The sequence below is a fragment of the Streptomyces sp. 150FB genome, from assembly GCF_000818195.1.
Classification (GTDB): domain Bacteria; phylum Actinomycetota; class Actinomycetes; order Streptomycetales; family Streptomycetaceae; genus Streptomyces.
This window is the reverse complement of record NZ_JTHL01000002.1, coordinates 76,585-103,322: the sequence shown is the minus strand read 5'-3', so window position 1 is coordinate 103,322 and position 26,738 is coordinate 76,585. Positions and strand designations below refer to the sequence as shown.

Annotated in this window: 27 protein-coding genes and 1 pseudogene; 12 read left to right on the top strand and 16 right to left on the bottom strand. The window is 66.6% G+C overall.

What is annotated here, in order from left to right; translation table 11 throughout:
- The first annotated feature begins 350 nt into the window (after positions 1–350).
- The 3 genes from QR77_RS44680 to QR77_RS47270 all read left to right on the top strand — a co-directional run bounded on the left by QR77_RS44680 (position 351) and on the right by QR77_RS47270 (position 3,214).
- On the top strand, positions 351–539 hold the full coding sequence (locus QR77_RS44680) for a hypothetical protein (protein ID WP_236711252.1): 189 nt from the start codon (positions 351–353) through the stop codon (positions 537–539).
- A gap of 549 nt (positions 540–1,088) precedes the next feature.
- Complete coding sequence (locus QR77_RS46350) at positions 1,089–2,480, top strand: hypothetical protein (RefSeq protein ID WP_150130635.1); 1,392 nt, start codon at positions 1,089–1,091, stop codon at positions 2,478–2,480.
- Positions 2,481–2,554: 74 nt separating this feature from the next.
- The gene (locus QR77_RS47270) at positions 2,555–3,214 is read left to right on the top strand and encodes a DUF6461 domain-containing protein (protein ID WP_236711250.1); all 660 of its coding nucleotides are present in this window, start codon (positions 2,555–2,557) and stop codon (positions 3,212–3,214) included.
- 385 nt (positions 3,215–3,599) lie between these two features.
- On the opposite strand, the gene QR77_RS47265 is transcribed toward QR77_RS47270, so the two are convergent.
- Positions 3,600–4,016: a hypothetical protein gene (locus QR77_RS47265; protein ID WP_160311032.1), complete on the bottom strand. Its 417-nt coding sequence runs from the start codon at positions 4,014–4,016 to the stop codon at positions 3,600–3,602.
- Here QR77_RS47265 and QR77_RS47260 point away from each other — a divergent pair.
- The gene (locus QR77_RS47260) at positions 4,011–4,175 is read left to right on the top strand and encodes a hypothetical protein (protein ID WP_160311031.1); all 165 of its coding nucleotides are present in this window, start codon (positions 4,011–4,013) and stop codon (positions 4,173–4,175) included. The genes QR77_RS47265 and QR77_RS47260 overlap by 6 nt on opposite strands.
- Before the next feature lie 281 nt (positions 4,176–4,456).
- On the opposite strand, the gene QR77_RS46340 is transcribed toward QR77_RS47260, so the two are convergent.
- Entirely contained in the window at positions 4,457–5,719 is a 1,263-nt protein-coding gene (locus tag QR77_RS46340; protein ID WP_040029644.1) for a hypothetical protein, read from the bottom strand.
- Positions 5,720–6,009: 290 nt separating this feature from the next.
- Here QR77_RS46340 and QR77_RS47255 point away from each other — a divergent pair, with 290 nt between their 5' ends.
- The 3 genes and pseudogenes from QR77_RS47255 to QR77_RS44665 form a co-directional block, all read left to right on the top strand.
- Positions 6,010–6,171 (top strand): hypothetical protein, encoded by a 162-nt coding sequence (locus QR77_RS47255; protein ID WP_160311030.1) that lies wholly within the window; start codon positions 6,010–6,012, stop codon positions 6,169–6,171.
- 361 nt (positions 6,172–6,532) lie between these two features.
- On the top strand, positions 6,533–7,957 hold the full coding sequence (locus tag QR77_RS41595; RefSeq protein ID WP_150130633.1) for a hypothetical protein: 1,425 nt from the start codon (positions 6,533–6,535) through the stop codon (positions 7,955–7,957).
- A gap of 28 nt (positions 7,958–7,985) precedes the next feature.
- Positions 7,986–8,231 (top strand): annotated as a pseudogene (locus tag QR77_RS44665) (restriction endonuclease); the annotation flags it as partial.
- Between the two features lie 109 nt (positions 8,232–8,340).
- Here the strand turns inward: QR77_RS44665 and QR77_RS41590 are convergent.
- From QR77_RS41590 to QR77_RS41570, 5 genes are all read right to left on the bottom strand, one after another.
- Positions 8,341–8,550, bottom strand: a complete 210-nt coding sequence (locus QR77_RS41590) for a hypothetical protein (protein ID WP_040029718.1) — start codon at positions 8,548–8,550, stop codon at positions 8,341–8,343.
- A 252-nt stretch (positions 8,551–8,802) separates the two neighbouring features.
- Positions 8,803–8,973: a hypothetical protein gene (locus QR77_RS41585; RefSeq protein ID WP_173476488.1), complete on the bottom strand. Its 171-nt coding sequence runs from the start codon at positions 8,971–8,973 to the stop codon at positions 8,803–8,805.
- Between the two features lie 143 nt (positions 8,974–9,116).
- Complete coding sequence (locus QR77_RS49700; RefSeq protein WP_236711249.1) at positions 9,117–9,845, bottom strand: hypothetical protein; 729 nt, start codon at positions 9,843–9,845, stop codon at positions 9,117–9,119.
- On the bottom strand, positions 9,845–10,429 hold the full coding sequence (locus QR77_RS41575; RefSeq protein ID WP_160311029.1) for a sigma factor-like helix-turn-helix DNA-binding protein: 585 nt from the start codon (positions 10,427–10,429) through the stop codon (positions 9,845–9,847). The genes QR77_RS49700 and QR77_RS41575 overlap by 1 nt, the downstream gene beginning before the upstream one ends.
- Before the next feature lie 578 nt (positions 10,430–11,007).
- Positions 11,008–11,577 carry a hypothetical protein gene (locus QR77_RS41570; protein WP_052489862.1) on the bottom strand — a complete coding sequence of 190 codons (570 nt, stop codon included), beginning with the start codon at positions 11,575–11,577 and terminating at the stop codon, positions 11,008–11,010.
- A gap of 258 nt (positions 11,578–11,835) precedes the next feature.
- Between QR77_RS41570 and QR77_RS41565 the strand changes: the two genes are divergently transcribed.
- Entirely contained in the window at positions 11,836–12,258 is a 423-nt protein-coding gene (locus tag QR77_RS41565) for a hypothetical protein (RefSeq protein ID WP_040029640.1), read from the top strand.
- On the opposite strand, the gene QR77_RS42760 is transcribed toward QR77_RS41565, so the two are convergent.
- The gene (locus tag QR77_RS42760) at positions 12,221–13,855 is read right to left on the bottom strand and encodes a hypothetical protein (protein WP_052489861.1); all 1,635 of its coding nucleotides are present in this window, start codon (positions 13,853–13,855) and stop codon (positions 12,221–12,223) included. The two genes, QR77_RS41565 and QR77_RS42760, sit on opposite strands and share 38 nt — an antisense overlap.
- A 242-nt stretch (positions 13,856–14,097) precedes the next feature.
- On the bottom strand, positions 14,098–14,307 hold the full coding sequence (locus QR77_RS46335) for a hypothetical protein (protein ID WP_150130632.1): 210 nt from the start codon (positions 14,305–14,307) through the stop codon (positions 14,098–14,100).
- A 571-nt stretch (positions 14,308–14,878) separates the two neighbouring features.
- Between QR77_RS46335 and QR77_RS41555 the strand changes: the two genes are divergently transcribed.
- Positions 14,879–15,118 carry a hypothetical protein gene (locus tag QR77_RS41555; protein WP_040029639.1) on the top strand — a complete coding sequence of 80 codons (240 nt, stop codon included), beginning with the start codon at positions 14,879–14,881 and terminating at the stop codon, positions 15,116–15,118.
- A 1-nt stretch (position 15,119) separates the two neighbouring features.
- On the opposite strand, the gene istB is transcribed toward QR77_RS41555, so the two are convergent.
- The 3 genes from istB to QR77_RS42755 form a co-directional block, all read right to left on the bottom strand.
- Positions 15,120–15,944 (bottom strand): IS21-like element helper ATPase IstB, encoded by an 825-nt coding sequence (istB, locus tag QR77_RS41550; RefSeq protein ID WP_040029638.1) that lies wholly within the window; start codon positions 15,942–15,944, stop codon positions 15,120–15,122.
- Between the two features lie 5 nt (positions 15,945–15,949).
- Positions 15,950–17,203: an IS21 family transposase gene (gene istA, locus QR77_RS41545; RefSeq protein ID WP_063798232.1), complete on the bottom strand. Its 1,254-nt coding sequence runs from the start codon at positions 17,201–17,203 to the stop codon at positions 15,950–15,952.
- 88 nt (positions 17,204–17,291) lie between these two features.
- Entirely contained in the window at positions 17,292–18,257 is a 966-nt protein-coding gene (locus tag QR77_RS42755; RefSeq protein WP_160311028.1) for a hypothetical protein, read from the bottom strand.
- A 1,512-nt stretch (positions 18,258–19,769) separates the two neighbouring features.
- Between QR77_RS42755 and QR77_RS41535 the strand changes: the two genes are divergently transcribed.
- Both QR77_RS41535 and tcmP read left to right on the top strand, forming a co-directional pair.
- Positions 19,770–20,282: a hypothetical protein gene (locus QR77_RS41535; protein ID WP_052489859.1), complete on the top strand. Its 513-nt coding sequence runs from the start codon at positions 19,770–19,772 to the stop codon at positions 20,280–20,282.
- A 369-nt stretch (positions 20,283–20,651) separates the two neighbouring features.
- Complete coding sequence (tcmP, locus tag QR77_RS44660; protein ID WP_078877970.1) at positions 20,652–21,809, top strand: three-Cys-motif partner protein TcmP; 1,158 nt, start codon at positions 20,652–20,654, stop codon at positions 21,807–21,809.
- A gap of 61 nt (positions 21,810–21,870) precedes the next feature.
- On the opposite strand, the gene QR77_RS41525 is transcribed toward tcmP, so the two are convergent.
- The 3 genes from QR77_RS41525 to QR77_RS47250 all read right to left on the bottom strand — a co-directional run bounded on the left by QR77_RS41525 (position 21,871) and on the right by QR77_RS47250 (position 24,114).
- On the bottom strand, positions 21,871–22,617 hold the full coding sequence (locus tag QR77_RS41525; protein WP_040029637.1) for a phage Gp37/Gp68 family protein: 747 nt from the start codon (positions 22,615–22,617) through the stop codon (positions 21,871–21,873).
- A 199-nt stretch (positions 22,618–22,816) separates the two neighbouring features.
- Complete coding sequence (locus QR77_RS42750) at positions 22,817–23,680, bottom strand: DciA family protein (protein ID WP_052489858.1); 864 nt, start codon at positions 23,678–23,680, stop codon at positions 22,817–22,819.
- The gene (locus QR77_RS47250) at positions 23,677–24,114 is read right to left on the bottom strand and encodes a hypothetical protein (protein ID WP_052489857.1); all 438 of its coding nucleotides are present in this window, start codon (positions 24,112–24,114) and stop codon (positions 23,677–23,679) included. The genes QR77_RS42750 and QR77_RS47250 overlap by 4 nt, the downstream gene beginning before the upstream one ends.
- Positions 24,115–25,163: 1,049 nt before the next feature.
- On the opposite strand from QR77_RS47250, the gene QR77_RS41510 reads away from it, so the two are divergent.
- Positions 25,164–25,592: a hypothetical protein gene (locus tag QR77_RS41510; RefSeq protein WP_236711247.1), complete on the top strand. Its 429-nt coding sequence runs from the start codon at positions 25,164–25,166 to the stop codon at positions 25,590–25,592.
- 810 nt (positions 25,593–26,402) lie between these two features.
- Here QR77_RS41510 and QR77_RS44655 read toward each other — a convergent pair.
- Positions 26,403–26,711, bottom strand: coding sequence for a helix-turn-helix transcriptional regulator (locus QR77_RS44655; protein WP_078877969.1), 309 nt, complete (start codon positions 26,709–26,711; stop codon positions 26,403–26,405).
- Positions 26,712–26,738 lie beyond the last annotated feature (27 nt).

Sequence of the window (26,738 nt, the reverse complement as noted above, 5' to 3'; positions counted from 1 at the left end):
TGTGGCCTTGTGGTACGGGTCCCGGGCGAGGACCTTCAGGCCCCGCTCGAGGAGCGAGCGCCGAGCAGGGGACAGCTTCTCCAGTGCCTCTGCGCACTCAACTGTGTACGTGATCCGGAAACCGTCCATGCCCGCATCGTAGCCAGCGCCGGCAAGGCCGTCAGCAGCCCGGGGCGCGAAGACGTATTTGCCTACTTCACCGACAGCTCGGCGCGCCCTCTCATGCCGGACGCTGCTGAGCGAGCGGGACATGGCGCGTTCGCGGCGGCAGTCGGTTGGCTTGTAGATGATCTTCCACGGTGTTGGGCCGATCACCGGTCCTGCTCTTCTCGTGCTGTTGCCGGGCGTGGGTGAGCCCCGCCGACAGGGCCTGGCTGGGCGCTATCTGGTCTGATTGGGCGGGAGATCGTGGCGCCCCAGTGCTGCGGTACACCCACCGCCACATCGCCGATACGGGACGCATCGTCGAGGTGGCTCATCCGATCGTCCGCCGGGACGATACCACCGTCGTCGACTTCGTCATCAACCTGGACGACTGACCCCACACGCACGAAAGCGCCCTCTGCCAGACCCGTTGAGGGCCCAGCAGAGGGCGCGGTCGTTACTGCCAGGGGGAGGTCGGGTTCGCTTCCACCGGCAGCAATGGCCAGAGGTATACACCGGCAACGGTGTCTGGAGGACCTACCCCTTCGGCCAGGCGGCGCGCCGTTGCAGGATTACTGCGGAAGGTCTTCGAGCCAGGCCGCGACCTTAACGATGGAGACGCGCCTCGGCCAGCGTGCGGTAGTGGCCGACGGCTTCCTGACTCGCACCCAGACCTTCCTCCCGTCGCCGCACCTCACCCAACCGAGAGGAGAAGTAGCGGATTTTTTATACAAATGAGCCGATACAGAAAAATACGACTGAAGGGCGGATAATAGCAACATGATGTTGATTTCTTGGATTTTTGGTGTATGGGGTGTAAATTCGCAAAGAAATTCACAAGATAGAAAATCGACTAATCCAGCCAACTTTCAACAACCTCTACCGGTCGAAGGTCCGTACATCTATATTTACCGTGCCCATGCAAGATCGTCAGAATTTTTCGCATGACCAGAATTCGCATGACCAGAATTGGAAGAAATATGCAGCGTTTATCGAGCATCCTACTCTCGCTCACAGCAGCGGCATCGCTGGGACTGCTGAACACACCGGCCACGGCGGCCGATTCACTCAATGTGCCTGCGGGTTACAAACTGGTCGGCACTCTCGATCCGAGCGCTCTCCCTGCCTCCCCACCCCCGGAAACCGCCATCAGCGAGATCAAAGAGTCTACACAAAACTGTAGGAAAACTCCGGCCGATTCGAAACAGAGATCGTCCGGAGTCTATGAGGTTTGCACCAAAATAACAGGTGGGATACCCAAGAATTTGAGCCCGGCTCTGAAGAGGCAAGCGGCTAAGAACCTAGCGCGCTTTCACGTCAAGAGTGCCAAGTCTGTCGAGTCGTCGGCCGATGCAACCTGCACCACGACACCCGGTACCCGAAAAGTCGATCGCGGCAGCTTCTGCGAAAAAGGGCTAACGATAGAGGGGACAACGCTTGACGTAAAAGGGATTCCCATAGGTGAATCGCTGTGGACTGTTGACCTCTCATACGCTCTGTCAACGACCTCCACCACGTGGAATGAAACCATTTCCGTGCAACTGACTGCTGTTGTCGGAACAAACCCCATTCTGGCCGCGCAACTCGCCCAGTTCAACGCAACCTGTGCACCTACCGCTTGCAGCGTCGGGGGAGATTGGGCCACACCACAGCTCGTCGGCCTCGGCGAGACGGTAACAAAAGACCTAAAATTTAGCATGCCCGTCACGGCAGGTGACGAGCACGTGGGTACCCCGAGCATGTCAATGCTGGCTTGGCCGGTTGCTGGACTCCCCCTGGCTCCAGCAGAGTGGAAAGAGCCCAACCAGGTTCGTTGCGATGCCGCAGTAGGAAATTCGCAAGGGTGCGTCCACCCAGACTTCAAGGCTGAAGTTGTGTTTCCTGTTTCCAAATATGGTGCAGCGGCCGCGACCTATGACTTTGCCCAAAAGAGGCTGATAGACGCATGGGGGACTGCGGCCAGCCCGCTTCGCCGTCTAGCGGACGATGAACAATCCAAAAATAACCGGACGGCAACGTGTGAAGATAACACCTTCATCCCCGTTCCGGATGAAACCGTCTCCGAAGACTCCTGTGACGAATATCCATTCGCAAGAACGGAGCAGGGAGGAACTGCGGGACTTCTATGCGCGGAAGTAGTACCGCAGCTCCAGGCCAACGGAACGTACGGATATTTCGCGAGGGCCGGTCGCCCCAATCCAACTGGGAACGAGAAATGCATCCGAGGCCACGTTCCGTTCCCTCAGAACAGGGCAGCCGGAGCCGCGCTGGGGACATTTGCCTCTACAAGCCGCATAATGGACGGGGAAGCCTACCTAGTAGCTGTGGTCGCATAAACATTAATAGTTGAGCTCCGCCGAGTCCTGCCTACGAAAGGGGCGGGACTCGGCTGACGCGCAGGGAGAATAGAGTGAAAAGTAATTCCCCATGGTCCTGGATCGACAGCAACAGATATCCATCTTTTTGCCTTAGCTTTACTCGAAATATCACTCCCACTAGAGTTCTGGAAATATATGGAGCTACCCCAGGTGTGATCTCGAAACTCTCAGAGGAAGAAAGCGTAAACGTACGCCCAAAGGCGTCGGAAATGTCGACGCTGAGGGCAGGGTCAATCGCAGAATGGAGTTTCTGCTTCGAGACCTTTGGGCTAATCGGAGTGACCCCTAAAATCCTCAAAAAACTATCTGAAGGAAGGGAGGCAATCGTCATTTTTTCGGGTGGAGATGGTATGGATACATTGGATCGCTGCGTCGACTCCACTCGCTGTGAATCTTTCGACCTCTTAACGAGCCGCCCAGCATACGGAGAAGGCCCATTTCTCATCAAGTCCGCCATGGATAAACATCGGTCCGCGAATCCGGGTGACCTGATGCTCCCGGCTGTCTTCAACTTTATAACTTGCCATTATGGACTCGTAATCGACGAGATAACTGCCCGTGGGAAGCTGGCCACTGCCTACGTTCCTCCTCTTCCACTCGATCAATCGGGTAACTGGCCTCCCTCGACCAACAAGAAGCCAGCCGAGCGGGGGCTTGGCGCGAGCTTGCACCTCGACCCTCCGCCTGAGTGACGGCGGGGCGCCCGCGGAAACGTTTGACGGATCTTCCCCCGCCCCGAGTGCTTCGTCCGGTCGCCGCGAGGCCGGCCCGGCGCAGGAGATCTCCGTCCGTCGGCGGTCGTCGTCGATCCGCTTCGTCGGATCCTTCGGGAGGGCCGTTTCGTCGGCCAACCCGCAGTCGCTGGTCTCCTATGGCGAGATCGCCCCCGGGCTCCAGCAACCGGGTGCGATCCTGGCCGTCGAGCAGGACGGGGCACCGTCGGCCCGACCCCGCCTGGTCGTGACCGTCGAGGTCACCGGTGGGCGCGACGTCAGCGACGGCGTCGAGTTGGACGTCGTGCGCGTCGAGCCCACCGGCTAACCCCGAGGGACCTCCAACTGCTTGCCCTTCCTGAGTTCATCGGTGAAGGTCAGGTAGGGCGTTCCGCTGAAGGTCTTCTTCTTCTGAGTGCTTCCTCAGGGACAGGTGCCACGTGTTCCGCATCTGCACGCGGAAGTCTGCCGCCGCGTAGCCGGCGGCGATCGCCGCCGGCTCGCCATCCCAGTGGAAGGGCGCACTGTTCGTGAAGGGCTTGTCGGGCCACGCGGTCAACGGCTGCTTACTGAAGCTGGGCTGAGGACTCGGGGCGTCAGCGGTGCGGGCGTTCGGCGTCGGGGGCGCAGTGGTCTGGCGCTGTGCGCCGGTGCTGTGGTCCTGCGCCTGGTGTCCGGTGCATCCGGCGACGCTGCAGGCCTTGACAAGCACGGCCGCCAGCACGCCGGCACGCACCATATGCGTGCAAGGGTTCATCAGTATCCGAATCTGCAGATGCACGGGCACGAAGCCACGACGGGCTCAAAGGCGACGGCATCGAAGGCGATCGGCGTCTCCGCTGCCGGGGTCATGCAGGTTATCGGCCTCGACCCGCCCGCCTTTCCAGAACGGGACAGCACCCATGTCGCCGAGGAGGTCAAGGTCCCGCCTGGTTCCTGAACACGGCGGCGTCCGTCCCCACTCCCGAGGACGAAGACGACGGTGTGCTGCGGCTGCTGAGCGACGTCGGACTCGCCCACCACCCCTGCCCCGCCGCCGTCCTGCAGTCCTGGCTCGGCTCCCCCGCCATCGATGAGATCCTCTCCCGCTCCGAGGTCTACCAGGCCGTCGTCAAGTCCCGCCACCACACCCTGGAACACCTGCCCCAGATTCCCGCCGACGAGCTTCCGGTTGGAGTCGTTCCCGGAGCTGCCGTTCGGCGGCTGCCGGGGCAGGCCTGGTCAGCGAGCAGTTGCTGGGGCGGGTGTCTGCCGGGTGTCCTGAAGCTGGCCGTACCAGAGGCGGCAGGCGAAGGTCAGGGCTGTGAGGCCGCTGGCGAAGATGGTCGGCCACATGAGCCAGAGTGGAGGCCAGTCCGCGGGCCAGTGCCGATTGAGTGCGAAACCGTTCAAGGTCGTCAGTCCGATGGTGAAGAGCGGCACGACCCAGGAGAACGCGAGCGTACGGACTTGGCGACTGCCGAAGGTGCTCGCGACGGTCAGGTGCAGCCCCACGTTCATTGGCACGAAGAGCCACAGAGCCCATCCGTCGTCCCCGGAAGCCGGTGCGGTCAGGGCAACGGCTGAGGGGACGGCCGCGACCAGGCCCAGGTGGCAGACGCCGAGGAACGTAACGAGAAGGCGGATGAGCCAGTGGACCTGCGGTTTCACCAGGACAAAGGACGAGTCAGCGGAGGGGGGATCCGGGGCGTCGGCCTCCTGGGCGAGAGGCGCGCCGATCAGTTCCTCCAGGTCGTCGCTGTCGCGGATCGTGCGCTCCTGGACTTCGTTGATGAAACTGCTGGCCCACTCGTAGGTGTCAGGGGCGGAGTCTGGGTCTGCGGCCCGGTCGGCGACGGCATGTTCAAGACTGGTGAGCCACTGGCGGGCGTGGTCGCTGCCGAGTTCGGCGATGACGCTCTGGACTGCGAGGGGCAGCAGGAGTTCCGGGTCCGCAGCGACGGCCCGGTGGGCACCGGCGGCGAGGCCAGGCTGATCCTGGGCGGTGCGGGCGACGGTGCTGAGGGTCTGGTGGCGTTGCTCGATGGCGAGAGAGTCGTGCTGCAGGAAGGCTTCGATGAATTCCTCGCCGTTGTCGGTCTCGACTTCGGCGAGCCAGGCGGCGGCCAGTGGTTCGCCGACGGCGCCCCAGTGGGCCCCGTCGGTGGCCGGGTAGGCGGCGGTCAGAACGTCGTCAAGCGCGGCCAGTTGGCGTGCGTCGGGAGGGGCGGTGATCCCGTAGCCGCGGTGATGGACGTCGAAGCCGGCCCGGACGGCGGCGCGGCCGGCACGCGCGGTGTGCGCGCCGGCGAGGAACTGGGCGGCGACCAGGGTACGGAGCAGCTTGTCGTCGGCGGTGCCTTCGGGCAGGCGGGCTTCGGCTACGCGCCGTACGTACTCCACTTCGTTCGCGAGCAGGACCTCCATGGGGTGGTCCTTCAGCGCGAATTCGGGGTTGGCGTGGGCAAGGACGTCGGCGAGCGCGGCGATGTGGTGGTAGATCACCGGCTGCCGGGGGGGCGTGCTTGATACTGGCGCCGTAGAGGCGCGGTGTGTCGGCGACGACTCGGTCCGGCCAGGTGCTGTCGCCGTGTCCGGCTTGCTGGAGCAGCCTGATGCAGCGGGCGAAGGCGACCTTGGCCTCTACGTAGATGTCTTCCGGGCTGTGGCTCTCCAGCGCGTCGGCAGGTGTGAGGGTGAAGGCGTCCCCGGCCGGGCCGACGTTGCGGGTGCGCAGGTGGCGGCGCAGCGCCGGCCACCAGGTGTCGTGTCCACGGGCCAAGAGCAGGACCCGGATGGTGGATCCGTCGTATGAGATCGCGGATCTGGGGGAGGCGGGTTTCTGCGAGGTCGACCGCCAGGAGCAGTGGGTAGCTGACGGTGGCGAGCATCTCGTAGTCGGTGTGGTGTGGGTGTTCGGCGAGGAAGCCACCGGTCCACGACCGTTGATTGCCTGAGCTGTTGGTGAGCTGGTGCAGCACCTCGGTGAGGAGGCGGGACTTGCCCGTGCCGCCCAGGCCGGTCACGGCGGCGACGTCGACGCGGTGGGCGCTCTTGCACCACTGTTCGATGCGGTGGACGAGGTCACTCACGCCAGTGAGGTCGGTGACCTGGGAGCGCGGATCGAGCAGGTAGGTGGAGGACAGAGTCGGGTCGGGAGCGTTGTCCATCAGGGGGCGCAGGTCTGCGGGCTGGAGGCGCGGGGGCATGTCGGTGTGGGCGGCGACGGTGCTGGCGAAGCCGTCCCGGGACCGGTCCCGGGGGCGAGGCCGGACGATGGGCGACGGCCCACGCCGTCCGCGACAGGGGGAGCCCAGGATGCATGATCCGATGTACACCGTCCCGCCCGATCCGGCCCCGCCCGGGGGCACGGCGCATGATCCGCTGGCCGTAGCCCTCGGCAACGCGTCCCTGCTCGGTGTGGGCTACCTGATGCTGGGGCGCCGCAAGTTCGCCGTGGCCGCGGTGATGGGCACCGTCGTGCTCGTCTCCGTCGTCGTCTCGGTGGCCCAGCCGTGGTGCGAGGCCGTCGTGCTCATCTGGTGGGTGGCCGCCATCGTGCACGGGTGGTTCCTCGCGGGCGGGCGCGCTCGGCAGGTCGCTGTGCGAGGGCACCGCGTGGTCGCGCTCTGCGTCACACTTCCGGTGCTGCTCGCCGTGGGGCTCCTTCGCTATGACGCCTCCAGGATCCACGGCAGCGTCGACGCTGCACGCGAACGCGGCGACTGCGCACAGGTGTTGGACGAACAGGGCCGGGTGTGGCTGGGCGACCGGGTGGCCGACGCCCCGCTGACAGCCCGTGGCGACAAGGCCGTGAGGGCGTGCGAGCGCCTGAGGACGGCCACGGAGCGGCTGGCCACCGGACTGACCGGTGACACCAGCGCGTTGAAGGCGGGCTTCGGCACGCTCGCGTCGGTCCGCGCCGAACCGGGCCAGGACAAGACGGTCGACGCGACGCTGAACGGATTCCTCGGCGGTCTGCCGACCAAGAACCCCTGCGGCACCGTCGCGGTCACCGACTGGCTCCGCGAGCGAAAGCCGACCCGGAACGCACTGGACCGGTCCGCCGGCACCGCCGCGCGGGTCGCGCCTGCGGCGCTCCTCGGATGTGGCGACGCCCTCATGGCCGACAAGGCCTGGAAGAAGGCACGTGAGCGCTATGACCAGTTGCTCACCCAGTACCCCGATGACCAGCGTACGGCCAAGGCCCGGAGCGGGGCCAAGAAGGCGACGCTGACCATCGAGCTGGCCAACGTGCGCAGCCTGCTCGACGGTTCCACGGACATGCAGCCCGACTACTGCTCCACACCGGCGAAGTACAGCGGCGCGGCGCCCTATCGCAAGGGAACCAACCGCGCGTTGTTTTACGGCAACGACGAGTTCACGGGCAAGCTCCCCGCCAACTGGCGGACCACCGATGCCGCCAAGGCCGTGCTGGTGGTCTGCGCGGACGAGGAGGAGGACGGCACCTCTGTCCAGACGTGCCCCTACGTGAACAGCCACGTGGTCGGCGGCATTCAGGACATCACGTTCCACAAGATCGCGATCCCGGTGAAGGTCTACGAGCTGCGGACAGGGAAACTCGTGGCCAGTCGCAAGGTGCAGATCAGCGGTACGAGCTGCCCCGAGGTCCTGAAGTACACCACCTATCTCACCAGTGACCTCGGTCCTTCGTCGGATGTGCAGGTCAAAGCGTCCACGGCCAATGTACGTGCCGCCTTCGACTCGCTGATCAACCACTGATCAACCACTGCGGGGATCGCCCGCGCCCGGGTTCGCGGTCGGCACACCAGACCTGCACGTCATCAACGGCACGGGCCGTCAGATCCACAGCGGGGACGTCATCGTCCTCGTGACGAACGGCCGGTTCAGCAGTGAGTGCCCGCCGTACGCGGAATCGCAGCGCCTGCACCTGGTCGACCGGCACGTGCTGGCCGAATGGGCGGCCGGGAGCTGGCCTCTGTGGGAGATCCTCCGCCGCCTTCCACCGCCCCGGAAGCCCTCCCCGCTCTCCTGAACCATTCCCTGGGCCTGCGGCGTGGCCGCTGGAGCGGTCGGTGATCACGTTCGGGGCGGCGACTTCCGGCGCCGCCCCGAACGATCGACATCCCGGTGGTGACGGGGTTTTACCAGGCGGCTTGCGAGATCCCCTGGATGAGCTGGCCCAGGAAGTCCAGGAGCCCCTGTCCGAACGAGGTCGGGGCGATGACCACCCCCAGCGCCAGGACGATGACGACCGTCAGCTTCTCGTCGAACCGGCTCCTGGCCTCCGTACGGCGGCGCAGACGCACGAAGACGATGAAGGCCAGCAGTACCGCCACATTGATGGTGAACAACATCCCCAACCCCTGTATGAACCGGCCGCTCGCACCCGGCCCCTTACGGCGGACATCCAAGCCCAGCCCCTTTGTGTATCCCGAACCACCCACACATCCGCTTCAGTTACCGAAATCTGACGCAAAGTAACCGCGTGGCCGGATCTTCACATGCCCCCGGCGCCGGGCGACGGCGGCGGACCGGCGGGGACTGCGGCGTCGTCGATCACGGCGTTCTCGAGAAGTCCCTCCGGGCGCCTTCAGGCGTGGTGGTCAGATGTGCTGCTTGATCCAGAAGACGGCGAGGCTGACGACACCGGTGCCGGTGCCATAGCAGAGGCCGCGGAAGAGATGCGCGGCCGCGGTACGGCGTCGGGCCGCGATCCATCGCCGCAGTCGAGGCCGTGGCCGAGTGTCCGGAAGCGGGGCGGGCGCGGCGCTCACGACGTGCTCCTTCGGGTGTGCGGGCATGGCGGAGTGGGCCCGGGGGCTCATCTGTTGGAAAAGAGAGAAGGTCTCATGCGCGGGTGAAGTGAAGCCGTCGTCGAATCAGTGGGTACGACGACGCCTTCACTTCGCTGGAAGGCTCAGTGGAGGACGAGCGCTTCCGGATGGTCGTCGACCATGAATGTGCGTAGTTCCGCGCCGCACAGAGCCTCTTGGGCGACGCCCTGGGCTACGCGGGGGTTCGTACGTACGGGGCGCGGCAGGTGCTGCTCGGTGTAGCCGAGGATGCGGGCGTTGGCGCGCCATGCGCGGGCGTCGGCGACGGAGCCGACAGCCGCGTGGTAGGCGGCGAGCAGATGGGCGGCCAGTGGGTCTCCGGCTCCGGCTGCGAACCGCCACCAGTACAGGGCGCTGTCGAGGCGGTCGATGGTGTAGAGGAGGCACGCGAAGGTCCTCGCCCCCGTTTCGTCGTAGTCGATGTCGAACGTGACCAGGGTGTCGACGTCGTCGGAGCGCAGCACGGTGTCGCACAGGCCGCGGACGTGGGCGAGGACCCTTGAGGGGTGAACGGCGGGGTCGGGGGTCACGATGGGCGTGGGGCGTCTGCGTAGGCGCTTGCGGAAATGCGGGCGGGTGGAGCGGTGGGGCTGTGGGGTGAATGAGGGGGGCGGCGGTGTCGGGCTTGTGACCGTGGTGGCGTTCTCCGGCTCGAGGGCTGCCACGCCGTCGTCGCCGTGGTTTTCTCTGGGGGCGCCGGCGGTGTCCTGGGTGATACGGACAGCCAGGCGGCGCATGAAGTCGGCTGTGTCGTGGGTGCCGAGCATGTCGTGCAGTACCTGCGCTTCGGCGCGCAGAGTTTCTTCGAGCATCAGGAATCCCCTTTCCCCGGGCCGGGGAGATCCATGAGAGCTTGCAGTTTCTTGATTCCGAGGGAAATGTTCGTTTTGGCTGCACCTTCCGTGATGGTGAGGTAGGCGGCGATTTCAGAATTGTCCTTGTCGGCGAGGAAGCGCAGCCGGACGCATTCCGCCTGGAGAGGCGCGCGTTCTCCGAGGCTGGCCAGAGCCCGCTCGAGTCCTTCGTAACCGCGCATCTCCATCAGGTCGTCGACGCTGGGCTTGTCGGCATACGTCGTGTACACCGTGCCGGGCACGGAGACTTCACGCTCGGCGAGGCGAGCGCGGCGCCGGTAGAAGTCGGTCGTCGCCGTACCGAGGATCTTGTACGCGAGAGCGACGGGGTTGGGATGGGCCTTGATGCGGCGCCACTTGTTGTGCATCTGGGCGGCGGCCTCCATGAGCGCCTCATCGGCGTCATGGAGGTTGCGGAGCTTGCTCGCGGTGATCTTCAGGAAGCTGGTCTTGTGCTTCGCGAAGAAGAGGGTGAACTCCTCGTCCAGAGCTGACTGCGCCATGTCGCGTTCCCGTTCGGGGGACCCGGTGTAATCGTTCACTGCCACACCCCCTTGATCGGAGCCGGCGGCGAGTAACACGGTGGTGTGGTGCGCACAGCGGAGCGGGACTCCGCGCGAGCCTGCGGGGTGATCGTCAACTGGTAGGTACCGACTCGTGCCAGTACGTACCAGGCCCTGTGTTGCCCCACGGACCCTCCTTCGCGTTTTTCCATCCGAACCCCAGCCGCGTATTGCGGCCGGGCGAGCAAAGGCGCTCACCTCCTACACCGATCCCGAGACCCCGATTAGTTAACTCTGCGGCACGATATCTTCGCGGAATGTGATCTTCCGTTCGTTACGCAGGGTGTGACCTGCACTCTCCGACGGTCACGTGACTCTAATCACACGGCGCAACGAGTTTGCACGCGATCCACCCCTGCCAGTTAAGTGCCGCGCGGCGCACCACCCCGGGTGATCAGGAACGACGCCCCTGCGTGGCGACCTTGACAGTCAACGCGCGATCCGGCGTACGCCAGGACCGCGTTGAGCTCTGTTCGGTCTCAGGGGTGCGTCACAGGAAGCCAGGGACTGAAGGTTTCCTCGGCCGGCCGCCCCTTCGGCCGTCAGCCGCGACAGGTCTAGCGGCTCACGTGCGTGGCGTCGACGCTGTCGTCGATACGGAACGTGACGCCCGTCGTTTGGCCAGCCTCGGCGTCCGGGTTGACCAGTTCCACGAACTCGACCAGCTTGCTGTAGAGCCGACTGCAACGAGCAGAAGTCGCTGTGTCGTTCTCCTTCGTCCCCTCATGCAGCGCGCCCAGGAGCTGGGTGAGGTTGAGACCGGAGAGGAGTACCTGTTGCAGTCCGGCGCGGTCCGAGACGGTGCCGAGCTTCTTAATCCGTCCTGGCGGCAGATTCGGGTCCGAAGTGAAACGCGTTGATTCCTGCCGCTCCGGGGCGTAGAGCATTTCCAAGATCGATGACGGCCTGGTGCTCTGCGTCCAGACGGGTTTCCACTGGCCGAAGGCGCGGGCGGCCATGAAGGTCCACGTGTCCTCATGGCAGACAAGGGTCAGGTACGAGACACCGGTGGCTGTTCTCAGGTGCTCATTGTGCGAGGCCAGGGCAAGGGTGTTGTCCGCAACGGCCTGTTGCCTCGCGGCCCGGTCCTCCTCGCGCCACCGCTTCTCCTGCTCCCATTGCTCCAACTCGATCCGCCCGCTTCGCGGCCTGGTTGGTCCGGTACTCCTCGCGCCACGTCTTCGACATGACCCCTCCCCGGGTGTCGCTTAAAGTGATCACCTTATGTCTTTCTGTATCCGTCGAGTGATTCCTTCCGGTGCCCGCGATCGGGGACCCCCCGAAGCGGGTCTTTCCATATCACTACTGACGAACCAGGGTGAAACCGGACGGTCCTGATGTGGTGTCGGTAGCGTTGCTTCACGCCGAAGAAGAAGTAAGCACCAATGGCTGAGCCGACCTTGCACGAGCCGGACCCTGAGGAAGAAGCCACCGTCCGGCGGCTCCAGGCTCAGAACGAGGCCTTCGCCGAACTCGACCGCCAGTCCAGGCCCCGTACGGTGCCGGGGCCAGTGACCGTGGCGGTGCATGGTGAATGGTTCGTTGTCCCGCTCACCGTCAAGGACGTGCGGACCGCTCTGCCGGACGAACTGCGTGCGGAGTTCGAGGCGGAGATCGACGCCGCGCCGCCGAACATGGTCGGCCGACTGATCCGAAAGTGGGCCCTGGAAGTGATCCCTGGCGACGCGATCGACCGCGTCGATGTGCTGCTGCGGGCCGAGCAGCAGGCCGCCGGGATCGGGACGGCCGCCGCCCCTCGACCGCCTGCCCCTACCAATGACGGCTCAACTGGGCGCAATCCGTATTGATCTGGGCGAGGAGGCCGGTGTCGTCGTCCGCCGCGGGGCGCTGCAGGCGTCGTAACAGGTCCCGGTGCAGGCGCAGCGCATCGTCGCTGCCGGTGGCGGCCAGGACGGCTGACCACAGCGGACCGTCGGAGAGGGTCTTCTTCTCCACGGTCTCCAGGATTGCCAGTTTGTCCTGGTGGGCGAGGCGGCCCAGCTCACGCTGCCCGGTCTTGTCCTGGATCTCACCCCAGGTAGTGACCCGCTTTTCACGGGCCGCTTTCTTCAGCGCCCCGAGGAGAAACGGTGCCAGGTAGTCGAGCTTCTCGGCGCGCTCCCGCTGCGCTTGGCGCTCTGCGGTCTCCTCCCGTTCACGTTCCTCGGCCAGCGCCTGCTCCATCCACGCGCGCCGTGCGGCCTCGTTCTGCTCACGTTGTTCTGCCCGCTGCTGTTCCGTGCGTGCGCGCCGCTCCTGTTCCTGCTGCGCCTCGCGTGCAACGCGCAGTCTGGCCTGCTCACGGCGTGCTGCGTCCTGCTCCTTGTGGTGCCGGACCCACGCGGCACGCACCGTCTCCCGTTGTTCGGCCGTCACGTCGAGATCCCTCATCAGCTGAGTGGCCTCGGCGAGGAGGAGGGAGGTCGGCTGTTCCCGCAACCGCGCCAGGACCTCTTGGCGGTAGTGAGCCCGCTTCTCGAGCTGGGGCTGACCGCGGTTGAGTCCCAGGCGCAGTCGGGCGATGTTCTCCGGGGCCTTCTCTTCCTCCAGGAGCCGCTGGATTGCTCTCACCGCGCTGTACAGATGGTCCGGCTGGTCTCGCAGAGCGCGGTCGAGACGCATCAGCGCTCGTTTGACAGGGTCTTCCTGCCGGGCGGTACTCGCCGGCGGCGGCTGGGTAGGCGCGACGCTGACGATCGAGCAGCCGCCCGGCTCAGCGTGTTCCATCGGCTCAGGCATGGGCGCGCGGAGGGCGTTGGGCCTGGTCGAGGTGTTCAGGCCCTGTGATGTCAGCTCGACGTCTTCCAGGCCGTCCCAAGTGGTGCCAAGCCCCGGGAGTTCCGTGCCCAGCCGCATGATGCGGCCACCGCCGGGCCGGTCCTCGAAGCGGATGCGCTGCACGTAGCCGCGCCGCTCCAGGATGTCCGGAGCTATCCGTACACCGGGCCCGAGGATGACCTCCCAGGAGCCTTCGTCCCAGCTGACAGGCCGGTTACGGTCCAGGTGGGCCAGGAGGATTCGTCTGTCCTCCAGGTGTACCAGCACGGCCGAGCCCAGGGGTTCGGGGTAGCTGAACTCGGCAGTCAGGCCCTGTGTGTGCAGCCATGCCGCCAAGTGAGTCTTGGCGAACAAGTGGTTGGCACTGTCTTTTCCCTTCGTTTTGCGGCCACAACGCTCGCCCGATCCGTCGGAAGCGTAATGCGCGAAGTGGCAAATCTTGTCGATGCACAGACGGGTGGTCAGCCGCCGCCCGCAGCCGCCCTCGAATTTGGTGCCGCACCAGATGCTGTCGTTCTCGTGCGTTCGCCGGAAAGCCTGCAGTTCCTCCACGGTCTCCGGGCACACAGCGGGCTCGTCCGAGTCCGAACTCCCGAAAACCGCAGTCTGGATCAGGCGCCGATCCATGGTGCTCCTTCCATACGAATGACTTCGCAGCATTGTGTAACCCGCTACTGACACCGCCGGCGGATTCCACCGGGCATGGGCCGGCCGCCGGCCTCACCGGCACCGACGCGCCGATGGCGACAAAGGGAAGCACCGCACGTCGCGGGCCTAGAAACCCGCCGATCACTGGTCCCGCTCTTCTTGTGCAGTTGCCGGGCGTGGGTGAGCCCCGCCGGCGGAGGTGCGGCGGGGCCTGACTGGCGCTATCTGGTCTGGTTGGGCGGGAGATCGTGGCGCCACACCCATCGGCCTTCGTAGTCGGGCTGGTACCAGCACGTACCGCCGGGATACGTACACCGGCTGGAGGGGATAGCGAGGCCGCGCGGCGGGGCGTGGGTGCGGATACGGGTGGTTGAGCCGTCGAGGGGCCCTTGGTGGAGGGTGATGGTGGTCCATCGGGTGGTGTCTGCCATGCCCGGATCGTCTCGACCCTGTGGTCCCTCCGTCCCGACCTCGACCGGAGTGCTGAAGGCCGGGACAACGACGGCCCGGAAGTGGTATTGAGAGGCCCTATCACGAGGGGGCGTGACGGAGCCGGCAAGCGCCTGCTCGCGATCCCGACGGCTCCGACTCCCGCATACGGGACGGCGGTATACGGCCTGGACCTCCCGATCGCAGGCCACGAGTATCCGCGCGGCCGCCGAGTCAGGCGTCGACCGCGGTGGTTGTGCTCGTCGAGGAGTGCGTCCGGTCGGACATGTGACCGGCCCGGCTGTGCGTTGGTCCTCAAACGATCCATCGGTAGGAGTGATTATCTCGGGTCGTTTCGAAGCGTCAGACAAGTCTGGCAAGTAGCCAGAACGCCCCGTGCCTTGCAGATATCCGAGGGCTGTTCAGGCACGTTGGGCACGTACGACAAGCGTCGACCTGAGGAGGTGTCAACGCTCTCGCAAAACTGAACACCTACCAGTCCCGCAAAATTGACCCCCTTCGGGGTCGTGCGACTTGTTCGATGCGGTCCCGTCCGCCAGGCACTATTGGTGCATGGAAGACGATCTCCCGACCGTGACGGTGCGCCTGTGGCGTGCGGATGCCGTCGTGTTGTTCGACTGGCTGACGAGCACGGATCTCGACTCGGTGCCGGTCACCCACCCGGCTCAGAAGCAGGCCCTGGCCGATCTGCTGTCGCGGCTGGAATGGGCTGCGGACACCGATGTGACCGGGTCGACCGCGCAGGAGATCGCCGCAGCTCAGCAGGAAGTCGCCCGGGACATGGGCTGGTAGTTCAGCCGTGCTGGGTCCGGTTCTCCTGCGCCAGCAACTCGCGTCGCTGGCGGGTCCGGTAGGAGTCTCCGGTCAGAGTCAGGACCTCGGCGTGGTGGACCAGTCGGTCGATCATCGCGGCGGCGACGACGTCGTCGGAGAAGGTCTCTCCCCACCGACCGAAGGGCAGGTTCGAGGTCACCATGACGGAGCCCTGTTCGTAGCGTGAGGCTATGAGCTGGAAGAACAGGTTCGCGGCGTCCTGGTCGAACGGGATGTAGCCCACCTCGTCGATAATGATCAACTTGTAGCGGCGGATCTTCTTCAGCTCGGACTCGAGCCGCCCGGCCTGGTGGGCTCCTGCGAGGCGGGCGATCCAGTTGCTCGCGGTGTCGAACAGGACCGAGTAGCCGGCCTGGGTGGCCTTGACGCCGAGCCCGATGGCCAGGTGCGTCTTGCCGAGTCCGGGCGGTCCCAGCAGGATCACGTTCTCGGCCTTCGCGACGAACGTGCCGGTCGCCAGGTGCGCCAGGACGTCGCGCCGCAGCGAGGGCAGGTGGTCCAGGTTGAAGTCCTCCAGCGTCTTGACCTGCGGAAAGTGGGCTGTGCGGATCCGCATCACGGTGCCCTTGGACTCCCGGTCGGCGACCTGCCGCTGCAGCAGGGCCGCCAGGTACTCCTCGTGGGACCAGTTCTGGTCGCGGGCCTGCTCGGCCAGCTCCTCCCAGAAGGCGCCGACCGTGGGCATCTTCAGGACCCGGGTCAGGTAGGCGAGCATGGACGGCATGCCGTCCTTCGGGCCGGTCGTCGAACTGGCCGGCTTGGCCTTGATGGTGGCTGTGGTCATCGGAGTCATTTCGCTTTCGTGGACGGCGGGTTGAAGTCGACGCCGAACAGGGCGTCGTAGTCGGGCAGGGCCCGCAGCGCGACGGTGTGCCCGTCGGCGTGCTGGCGGGTGGCTGCCGCGCGTCTTTCGCGGTCGAGCGCCAGGGCCTGCCGCAGCCGGGCGGCGGTCGCGACGTGGAGCGAGTCGGTGACCACCATCTGCTTCGCCCAGGATCTGGTGTGCCGGGCGACGACCTGGCCCTCGCAGAGGACCAGCACTTCCAGCGGGGAGGCGGTGACGTCGACGAAACGGCCGATGACCTGCGGGTCGACCGAGTAGTCGACGGTGTCGACGCGGACGTAGTAGTCCCGGCTGAGCCGGATCCGGAAGTTCAGGCCGATCGGCGGGGCCACCGGCGGCAGCGGGAGCATCGACAGGCGGTCGGTGGCCAGCAGGTCGACCGGGCGGCCCTGGATGGAGCGGACGGTGCGGGAGTTGGCCCTGGTCAGCCAGTGGCCGAGCTGGTCGTTGAAGTCCGCCGGTGAGGCGAACTGCCGGCCCGGCAGGAACGAGGTCTCCAGGAACTGGTTGTTGCGCTCCACCAGGCCCTTGTATTCCGGATCACGGGGTGGCGCGAGCTTGATCTTGGTGGCCAGCGTCCCGGCGAACGCCGCCGCGGGTGCGGTCACCCGCCCGGTCCCGCCGATCGCCGACTCCCGGTCCCAGACCAGGGTCCTGGTGACCTTGCCGATCCCGCTGATCAGGGACCACATCCCTGAGAGGATGTCGCCGGCCTGCCGGGTCGGGATCATCGTTGCGGTCATGAACCGCGAGAACCCGAACGTCATCACCAGCACCGGCAGCACCCGCTCCTGCCCTGCGGCGACCCGCACCCTCGTCTCGGGGAACCACAGATCGCACTGAGCGATCTCGCCGGGCTCGTAGACGATCCGATCGACCGGGTCGACGCCGACGTACTGCGGCCGGATCAAGGCGAGCCGCTTCCGCAGCGGCGGCAGCGAGTACGGCCAGCCGATCCGCTCGGCGATCACCGGCGCCGGCATCCTGGGCCACTCATGCAGCAGGGCCCGGATCTGCTGCTCGAACGCGTCCGCGACCTGCCCGCGCGGAGCCCGGTCGTACTTCGGCGGCCGGTCTGAGGACAACGCAGCCCGCACCGTGTTCCGGGCCACCCCCAACCGCCGCGCTATCTCCTTGATAGGCACACCCTCCGCGCGATGAAGCCGACGTATCTCTGCCCAGTCCTCCACCTTCAGCACCCTCCAAATGATCAGGGGGGTCAAGGTTCCGAGAGCGGTACAGGGTCAGTTTTGCGGGAGCGTCGACAGGAGGGCAGGGGCGCGGCGGTCACTCGTCGTCGGCGGGCGCCGCGGCTATGTCCTGCTGGCGCAACCGGCGCAGTCGCTCACCAGCGGCTCGGTGCTCCTCGAAGCGCTCGCGTCGTTCCTCCGTGGGGAAGAGCATCGGCAGCCCGACATCCAGGAGGAAGTCGGGACAGGGGCCGGCCAGCGGGAGCGGGTCGAAGACGGCCAGCAGGGCCCCGCGGTCGTTGACGAGCGGGACGCCGCTGGAGTACCGGCTGTCTCCGACACTCCAGCCGACAGACATGCGGGTGAGGAACATGGCGGCGGCCTGGGCGATGGCTCGCTCGATCCCGGGCAGTCGGGCGGAATGCCGGGCCAGGGCCGCCCGGTCCGGGTCGGAACGCGCCGCACTTTCAGCGAGCGCGGCCTCCTGCCGGGCGTACCCCCGCCACTCGGCACGCTCCTGCTCCTCCTGTGCCGCGCGCTGCTGTTTTTCCTCATCTCCCAGCTTCCTGGCCTCCGCCAGTACGCACTTGGGATAGGCCCACAGCAGCGTCACGGGCCGGACCACGTGACGCTGCGGCGTGCGTGGAGCGTGCGAGACGAACCGCGAGGTGAGGACCCTGCCTACGAACTCGGAGAGCGGCATGGACGGCTCGGGGTCCCAGTAGGCGCCGGTGAACCGGGCCATGGGCTCGACGGCGACCAGGCCCTCGCCCTGCCGGGTCAGCCGCACCGAGGGAACGGCACCCAGCCAGGGAATCCGGTTGCGGTCACTGAACCAGTACGCCCGTACGCCGTCAGCCCCCATCCGCTGCGTACGGGCACGAATCTCGGCGGCGGTGATGCTCGCCAACTGCGCCTCCAGGGCGACACGCCGGCTGTTGGCCGTGGAGGCGAGGACGTCCGCCCGCCAACGACCGTCCGGCCCGCTCACCTCCAGCTCGGCCATCCATCCGGCCGCGCGGGCCGCCTGAGCAAACTCCAGCTTGAGCAGGTGGTGGGCCATGGACTCCTCCGCCAGCGTGCACGTCGGAGCCCCAGGCGCATGGGCGAAGAACCGCAGGCCCAGGGGCGACGCCTTGGCGTGCATCCCATGTCCACACTCCCGGCACACCAGGGAGGCTGGCGGCCGCACCCGGTGGATCGCACTCCAGTCCCAGCCGCAGCCGAGATCCGGTAGGGAGGCGTCCAGACGGCCCCGCTCCGCGTGTACGGCAGTGAAACTCACAGCGCTCCCCCCACGTCACGGCGTCGTCCGTCCATCATCTCGGCCGGGTCTGACACGGCGGTAGGGGCGATCAAGGGCCGCCGGGCGTGCCTAGCAGCGGCGGCACCGTCCGGTGCCTGGGCGCAGCAGCCGCAGCGCGCCCCGGACGACGTCCCGGGCCAGCAGGTAGAGCCCGTGGGCGGCCCGATCCCGATCGCGGCCGTGGCCAGGTGCTCGGGGGCAGCAGGTGGTGAATTCGTCGTCATGCGCAGAAAGCGTTTCGGTCGAAACACCTTCCTGGATCATGGCAAAGCCCCGCTCGCCTTACTTGCCTCACACCGGATCACCGGTCTGACCTGGGTGAAGTGCCCTCGCCCCTAGACAACGACCGACGTCGAATCTGCCGTGGCCGGTGTTCACGTCCTGGCGTTCGCCTCGCTCGATGGCATAGAGCGGTACCGACCGCGCGCCGTGCGAGCTGGCGGACACGACGGTGGTGGGGAGCTGGAGCCCGAGGTGGGCAAGGATGTCGGACCCGCCACGGCTGTCCTGGCCTTCACGTCGGACGCCGGTGGCAACCGAAATCAGCCACAGAGAAAAAAACCAGTCATTCTAATCCCAGAAAACAGAAGCGGAAGCACTTCCAGAAAAGGATAGGACGCACATGAAAGAGGCTGGGACGCGCGTAGAAAGGGACAGAATGCGCGCAGGGGAAGAAACTCAACTCATTCTTCTGGAAAGTTTTCAGACTTGCGCGTAGGCATCCTGACCTGCACTGTCACACATGGCGCGCCAGTCGGGGCAGCCGAATCCGAAAGGTTAATGATCATGGTTTTTGGTGTATTCCCGCCGACCCGTCACGCGCTGACGAATCGCCGCCGTTGGTGCGCGAGGAGTGCACTACCGCTGTCGATGGTTCGGCAGTCTGGGCTCGAAGTCCCAGACCGAGAGCCGGTCACTTCGTCGAGTTGTTATCAGGACTCCCTTCGCCGTAGCCCCCTGCGGATGGACGATCGCTCGGACACTCTGCCGGGCGGGCGGGGTCCCGGGTGAAGGCTCTGATCGAGAGCGGGGGGAACGTTCGACCGTATCGCCCGTAACGTGGTGTATGGCTGAACTCCCGTCGTTGCAGAGGGAGAACAGCACAGTGTCGACCCCGCACTTGGGGCGGCCGCTCGGAGGAATCGATGAGGGAAGTGACGCATTAGGCACGTACCGGGGGAACGTCCGCGTACCCAACCCGCACACCATCCGGTACCCGCCTGGGTTGACGAGTCCTTCCACGAGCACCCCTCCGCCGGCTTCTACATCATGGCCGCCGCGGTCATCCCGCCCGCCGCGGCCGAGGACGCCCGCGCCGCGATGCGCGGCCTGAAGGGCCAACGCGACACGAGCAAGGCCCACTGGACCGAGATGGATGACCGGCAGCGCCGTGACGCGGCACGCCTCGTCGCTGCCCAGAGCGGACTGCATATCGTCTCGGTCGGCGTGCCTGTCCCCAAGCGCAAGCAGGAGCGTGCGCGCAGTAAATGTCTGACGGCCCTGGTCTACGAACTTCACGCCTTCGGGATCGACCAGCTCTACCTCGAGGCCCGGGAGAGCACGCTCAACGCCCGCGACATCACCACCGTGGTCGCCGCCCGCCGGAATATGCCGAAGGGGACCCGGTTCCAGGCGGATCACATCCACGGCCGGGACGAGCCTCTGCTGTGGGTGTCCGACATCGTGGCCGGCGCAGTGCGCGCCCAGCGGCAGGGTGACGAGCGGTACACCAGCCTGCTCGGGGATGTGCTGTTCGACTTCAATGTGCCGACCAGCTGCTGAAACGGCCGCAGAAATGCGCCGAGCCAGGCTCCCGGTCTGCCCCAGGTCACCTGGCTCCACTTCCAGAGGCCCACGGCCCCTGACTTGCTTTCACCCTACAGGCCCTTAGGAATACCGCAACCACCCAGGATGAGGAAGCGGAACTCCGCGTCGGTGCGAAACGGAGCATGGCCGATCCGGAGGGCACCGTGCTGGTGTGAGGCGTCGGGTCGGTCGTTTCGTTCGCCGCTCACGCACTCATCCCTGACTCTCGCACCTTGGGCCTATCAGCGCCTCCCCTCCGACCTGTACGAGGGGGTTGCCCTGCTTTACCGCCTGGTTCACTATCTGTAATGGAGTCGACACAGATGTGCGGCGAGGGTGGGGGCTATGTCTTCTGGCACGAGTGGGGCGTACTGGCAGGGCAAGGCATTACCGAGCGTTTTCAAGCACGAACTCCTCAAGCGGTATCTACCGCCGTTCGGCGGGATGACGGGGGCGCAGTCACAGGACAAGCGGGTGGTGTACCTGGACGGATACGCCGGTGAGGGCCGCTACGAGAGCGGGGAGCCCGGCTCGGCGGAGATCGCACTGAAGGTCGCCTCGCACCACCGCCGGCGCGGCCTCAATCTGTCGTGTTTCTTCGTCGAGCAGCAGCCCAAGTCGTTCGCCCGGCTGGAGGAGGTCGTCTCCGGCTACCGCGCCCAGGGGGTGCAGGCCGAAGCCCGCCGGGGCGGCGTCGACGACGTCCTGGACGACGTGGTGCGCCAGGCGGTGGGGGTGCCGCTGTTCCTGTTCCTGGATCCGTGCGGGTTGTGCCTGCCGATGGAGCGCCTGGTGGAGGTCCTCGCGAAGCACCGGCAACAGACTTGGCCGCCCACGGAGTTGCTGATGAACTTCAGCATGATGGCGGTGAGGCGGCTGGGCGGGCATGTCCGCTCCCCCCGTGGCAACGAGCGGTCGCTGCAGCGCTTCGACGAGGTGTGCGGCGGACCGTGGTGGCGTGAGTACTTCGCCGACCGCTCTGAGGAGGACGCTGCGGAGGCCGTGGCCGCCGAGTACGGGCGGCGCCTGGAACAGCTGACGGGCATGTTCGTGCAGTCGGTGCCGGTCGCTCACTCGCCGAGCGTGAAACCCGTGTACCACCTGGTGTTCGCGACCCGCAGCCAGTACGGACTGTGGGTGTTCGGCGACACCGCGGCCCGCGCCCGCGCCGAGTGGTGGAAGACCCTCGAACTGCGCGAGGAGGATGCCGATCTGGCGCTGTTCTCCCTGACCTCGGTCTCACGGCCGGACCCCAAGGAAGTCGAAGCGAAGGCGGTCCCGGAGATCGCAGACAACCTGGCGCAGCTGCTGCGCCGAACGGGCCGGCCGGTGAAGCTGGTCGAGCACACCCTGGAGATCTTCGGCGCGTACTACGGCCAGGTCCCCGAGACGGTCGCGCGCAAAGCGGTCCTGCTGCTGCATGAGCGGGGGCTCACACCCAGCAACGGTGTGGGAGAGAAACGAATCCGGGAGATCCTCGTGCGGCCCGGGCCGCAGGCCTGACACGGCGCCGCCCCGACCCGTGAAATACCGGGCCGGGGCGCCAAGAACACTGTCGCTGCGCTCACACACCGATCGGCATCGGCATCTGATCCCACGTGCGGCCCTGCAGGGTGCGGCCGCCGGCCTTGGGCGTGTGGCCGCCCCATTGTTTGAAGAAAAAGGCGACTTGCTCCTCGAGGCACAGGTCCCGGATCTGTGTCACCCAGGATTCGTCCATCGGCCGGTGGCGTGAACCGGACTCGCCGCCGGCGATGACCCAGTGGATGCCGTCCAGGTCCAGTCCGTCGAGCGGGCCCAGCAGCGGCTCGCACGAGAGGAACCGGACTGCGGCGGGCACCTGCCGCAGGTCGTCGATCCGGGGCAGTTCCTTCGCCGTCTCGACGGAAACTCCCATCCAGAGGTTCGCGGGCCACACGAGCTGGTCGGCGACCTGCCGCAGCCGGCGTGCCCGCTTGGTCAGCACCTGGTAGGTGTGCTGCGGGGTGTCCGCCATCACCTCGAAGACCTGCCGTACGAAGTCCACAGGCACCCGGGCGTGGAACAGATCGCTCATGGAGTTCACGAACACGGTCCGCGGGCTCTTCCAGCCGTAGGGAACGTCCAGGGCGTCCGGGTGGAGCGTGACGTCGAAACCAGGCCCGGACGTACGCGGGTCGCCGTCGTTCTGATACTTCGCCGCGCCCATCGCCTTGAGCCGTTTCGAGAGCGTCAGGGCGTAGCAGTTGTCGCAGCCGGAGGAGACACGGTCGCAGCCGGTGGTCGGGTTCCAGGTTGCCTCGGTCCATTCGATGGAGCTGCGATCGCTCACCGTTCTCCTCCTGCTGCTGAACATGCGGTCACGCCGCCGCTGCGGGCTGGCGTGTGTTGCCTAACGATGCATCTACCGGGGGCGTAGTGGGCCCCACAGTCCGGTAATCGCAGGCTTCTGATCGCTTCTTGTAACCCCATGATTCGAACCTCCGTTCTGAACTTAGTAGTCGAGCCCGATCGAGTCGATATCGGCGGCCTCACGCCGTACAGCCCAGCGACGCCGACGCTTCGCGCGGGACCAGACCGGCTCGCTCCTCCGCCAGGCGGCGCAGCGCCCGGGCGTGGGTGGTTTCCTTGGCCGCGGTCCGCTCGGCCTCCTCGGCGGCGGACCTCATGGCCGCCAACCTGGTGCGCAGTTCTTCGGCTGCTGCCTGGCCGTCGCCGAACAGGTGCTGCGGCTCCCGCATACGGGGGCTGGCGGTGTGCCGGTCGTACGCGGCCTGGACCTTCGGGTCGACCTGCTGCTCGGCCTTGTGGGCGAGGAGTTCTGCTCGGGTCCGGTGGTAGCCGGCCGACGCGTTCTCTCGGGTCCGTACCGGACCGGCCGGGGAAGGCGTGGCCGTGCCAATCTGGGCCGAGCTGTGTTTCTGGGACGGCGCCGTGGCGGGGGTGTCGACCGTGCCGGGGGCGAGGATCTGCAGGTGCCGGACGGTGTCCTGGCCGATGGCGGCGTTGATTTTCGCAGTGATCTGCCGCTGGTAGAGCTCGACTTGGGTGCGGTAGGCGGGTGAGACCGGCCGCAGGCGCAGGGTGCGGGTCCGGTCGTCGAACGCGATGGCCGCGACCTTTCCGGCGAGTTCGGGGGCGATGGCCGGCCATTGGTCGATGACGCTGCCGCCTCGGGTGGCCACGTTCCATCCTCGCTCGGCGATCATCCGGCTCAGCGCGGTGGCGAAGGGCAGCGGCTCGCGTCCCGAGGTGCGGGCGGTCCGGGAGGCGGATGCGCCGGTACGGCGCTGGGGCTGCGGCTGGTTCTTCGCGGCGGCGCGGGCGTTCTGGAGTGCGACGCGGGCCAGGTCGACGCCGCTGTACGCACTGGTGGCGGGGGTGGTGTCGATCATGCGACGGCTCCTGTCATTCCGAGGAAGGCGGCCATGTCGGCGGCCGCGTCAACGCCGGTGAGGTCATCGAGGCCCTGCTCGGCTTGGCGGGCGGAGTAGGTGCTCAGGCCCTGCGCGAGCCCATCGAGGACGCTGCGAACGAGATCGGGGCGCGAGGCGGTGAAGGCGCCGGCGGCTTCGTCCTCGTCCCAGCCCTCGGCCGCCTCGAGCTGCTGGGCGTGATGCGTGGCGGCGGACTGCCGGAGGAGCTGCGCGCGGATGAAGTTGGCCGGGCGGGCCGGGCGCCAGGTCAGCATCCAGGAGTGGAGCTCGGCGGCGATGGTGTCTGCGTCCCACCCGGCATCGGTCAGGGGCCGCAGTACGAACTCCAGGCGCCGCAGCCGCTCGCCCTGCGCCCAGTTGACGCGGGCCCGTACCTGCCGGGTGATCCACATCGCACGCCGCACCTGAGAGGCCGAACGGCGGCCCCCGTCGCTGTTGCTGCTGGTTTTGTCGGGGCGGGGTGATGTAGTGCGGGTCGCGCGCTCGCGCGAGGTGTAGTAACTACGCCCATCAACATCAACTCTCCGCAGCAAAGGGGAACGACCAGGAGAATGGGGCTCACATCCCTCGGACCTGCCGTTATCCACAGGCGAGTTATCCACAGGAGGCATCCCCTGGGGGCTCGTACCGCCCGGTGCGGCCGGCCGGCGGCGATCCGTACCGCGACGGCCCCGACGGACCTGCTGCCGAGTCTTGCTACGTGCGGCCGACGCTGTCGTCGCACGCTCGCGGCCGGCCTCGGTCACACCGCACACCCTGCCCTCGTAGCCCTCCCCCGCCAGCCGGTGGCCCATCGCGTCATCGAAGACCGGGGGGATCACCGCCCCGTAGACCGTCGCCGTCGCCGTGTATGCCCGCCCCGGCATCCGAAGATTCCGCTTCGAGCCGTGCACCAGCCACACCAGCGCACCCAGCTCCCGCAGCACCGCGACGTGCCGCTTCACCGTCGCCCGCGACAGCCCCGTACGCGCCACCGTGCCGTCCAGGTCGTACAGCACGATCCCCCGCCGGTAATCCATCCGCCCCGCGAGATCCCTCGCGACGACCACCGTCGACGCCCCGGCCTTCGGATGCAGACCCGCACCGACCAACCACGTCACCGACCGAAGCCACGCTCGCGGCTCCGCACGCCGCGACCCCGTACGCTTCACATCCTGCGCACGACCCCGTACCGGCGCGAACATCATGGTGCTGTCCGAGGCATAATCCGCCACGGGCGGCTCCATCGCGGCGATCGCCGCTCTCGACATCACAGGAACACACCCCCGCCCAGCGGGGTGAACGGAAACCTGCTGCCGAACCGGTCGTTGTGACGGACATGGCACCCAAGAAAACGGATCCCGTGGTACGCCGCGCCCGAGAGTCTGCTCGCAGGGCCGCCGCCGCACAGCGAATCGGCCCGCGCCCCGCAAGGACCCCCCGCCCACGACAGCCCAGGTACTTGTACGACCTCGAGCCGCCCGGCACCTTCTACCAGGACTGGGATCGCCCCAACGGCACGGATACCGAGGTGATGGCCACCGTTGCGGATGCCTTCGGACCGGACTCCGGCGAGGCGGCCACCATGCGGCTGATGCTGGACTACCGCAAGACCTACGGTCCGTACGTTCCGCTGGCGGCCGCCGGCCAACTCGACCTGATCCTTGAGGACACCGCCCTGGTGGCCGAACTCGCCCAGTCCACCGGTTCCGCGGTAGATGACACCCGCGACTCCCTGCACTCCCTCCACGCGCAGGGAATGCTCCTCATCGCCGACAACGGCTCCCTGTGGATGACAGTCCCGCCCGGAACCCCCTACTCCGCTCCGAATGGCCAATGGGCGTTCGTCGAGAGAAGAGCGGATGCACCATCGGAGCCCACCGACAGCTGACCCACAGGACATCGGCCTGGCGCCCGTCTTGATTTCCATCCGACGACCATCCGACGGAACGCCTGTGGACAGAGGCGGAGAACCCGGGAACGGGGTGCTCGCTCCCATGGGGTGGTTAGAAATCTTGAAACGCGTCCCGCCAGGCGGGACGGACACGAGGGCCGGGGTGGTGGTGCCGGTGCGGGAGACAGATCTGTGCGTCACGCCTTTTAGAGGTGTCGATCTTGGGCTCCGTGTGACATCCAGGCACCGGGAACCTTCTCGACTAAACGCGCTAAACAGGCAAAACGAATGTGAAAATCCCGTCAGCCGGGAGACCTGTGTGGGCTGAACCGGGGTGAAACGGGCGTAGCCCGGCTGACAGGGGACACCAGAGTCGTGCATCATGAAGGACAAGCGCCTTTCATATGGGTGACCGAACGGAACCTGCCTCTGGCAGGGGCCCGGACCGAGTCCATGTGGGTGGTGTGGCCCCCTCCGTGAGGAGCGGGTGACAAGTGCGAAGACCAGAGGCGGATCTCCTTTCGTTTGGACGGTTTTCGGACTGGCGTTTCGAAGTCCTTGGCGGGGCCTCGAAACGACCGCGAAGCCCCTTGGCGGGGGCCTGCGGGTACTGCATGTGCATGGCACGGCATGGCCCTGATGAGGGGCCGGATTGAAATGAGCGGCTTGATAAGCCGCAGCTCAGAACCGGTGACAGCCGGGATCTGAGCGGACCGCTCTGGTGGCAACTCCAGGCGGTAGACGGGCCGCGCGCGGCCGAAGGGGATGGCTAGTCCACTTCTTGGCGCGAGCGGCCGATGACCTAGGTCATCCCAACCCCCTTGATCCGGAGGCTGGCGTCGGCATGCCCTCATTCAGCTCAGCGGCTTCGGGGAAACGCTCTGCGAGCCGTTTGAGTAGGTGAATGTAGGCGTCTCGCTGTGGGCGCCGAGGGTTGCTCTTTCCCAACTCCCACCGCACAACGGCAAGACGCCTTACCCCCACGGCCTCCGCGACGTCCAACTGGGTAAGCCCTGCGGCGAGCCGCAGCTGAGTACGCACGCGCGGCGGCGGTAGGACGTCGTCCAGGCTGTCCAGCAGGGCATCGACCTGCTTTAAGCGGTCCACAGCGGGCATGGCGCAGCCTCTCATGATCGACAGATC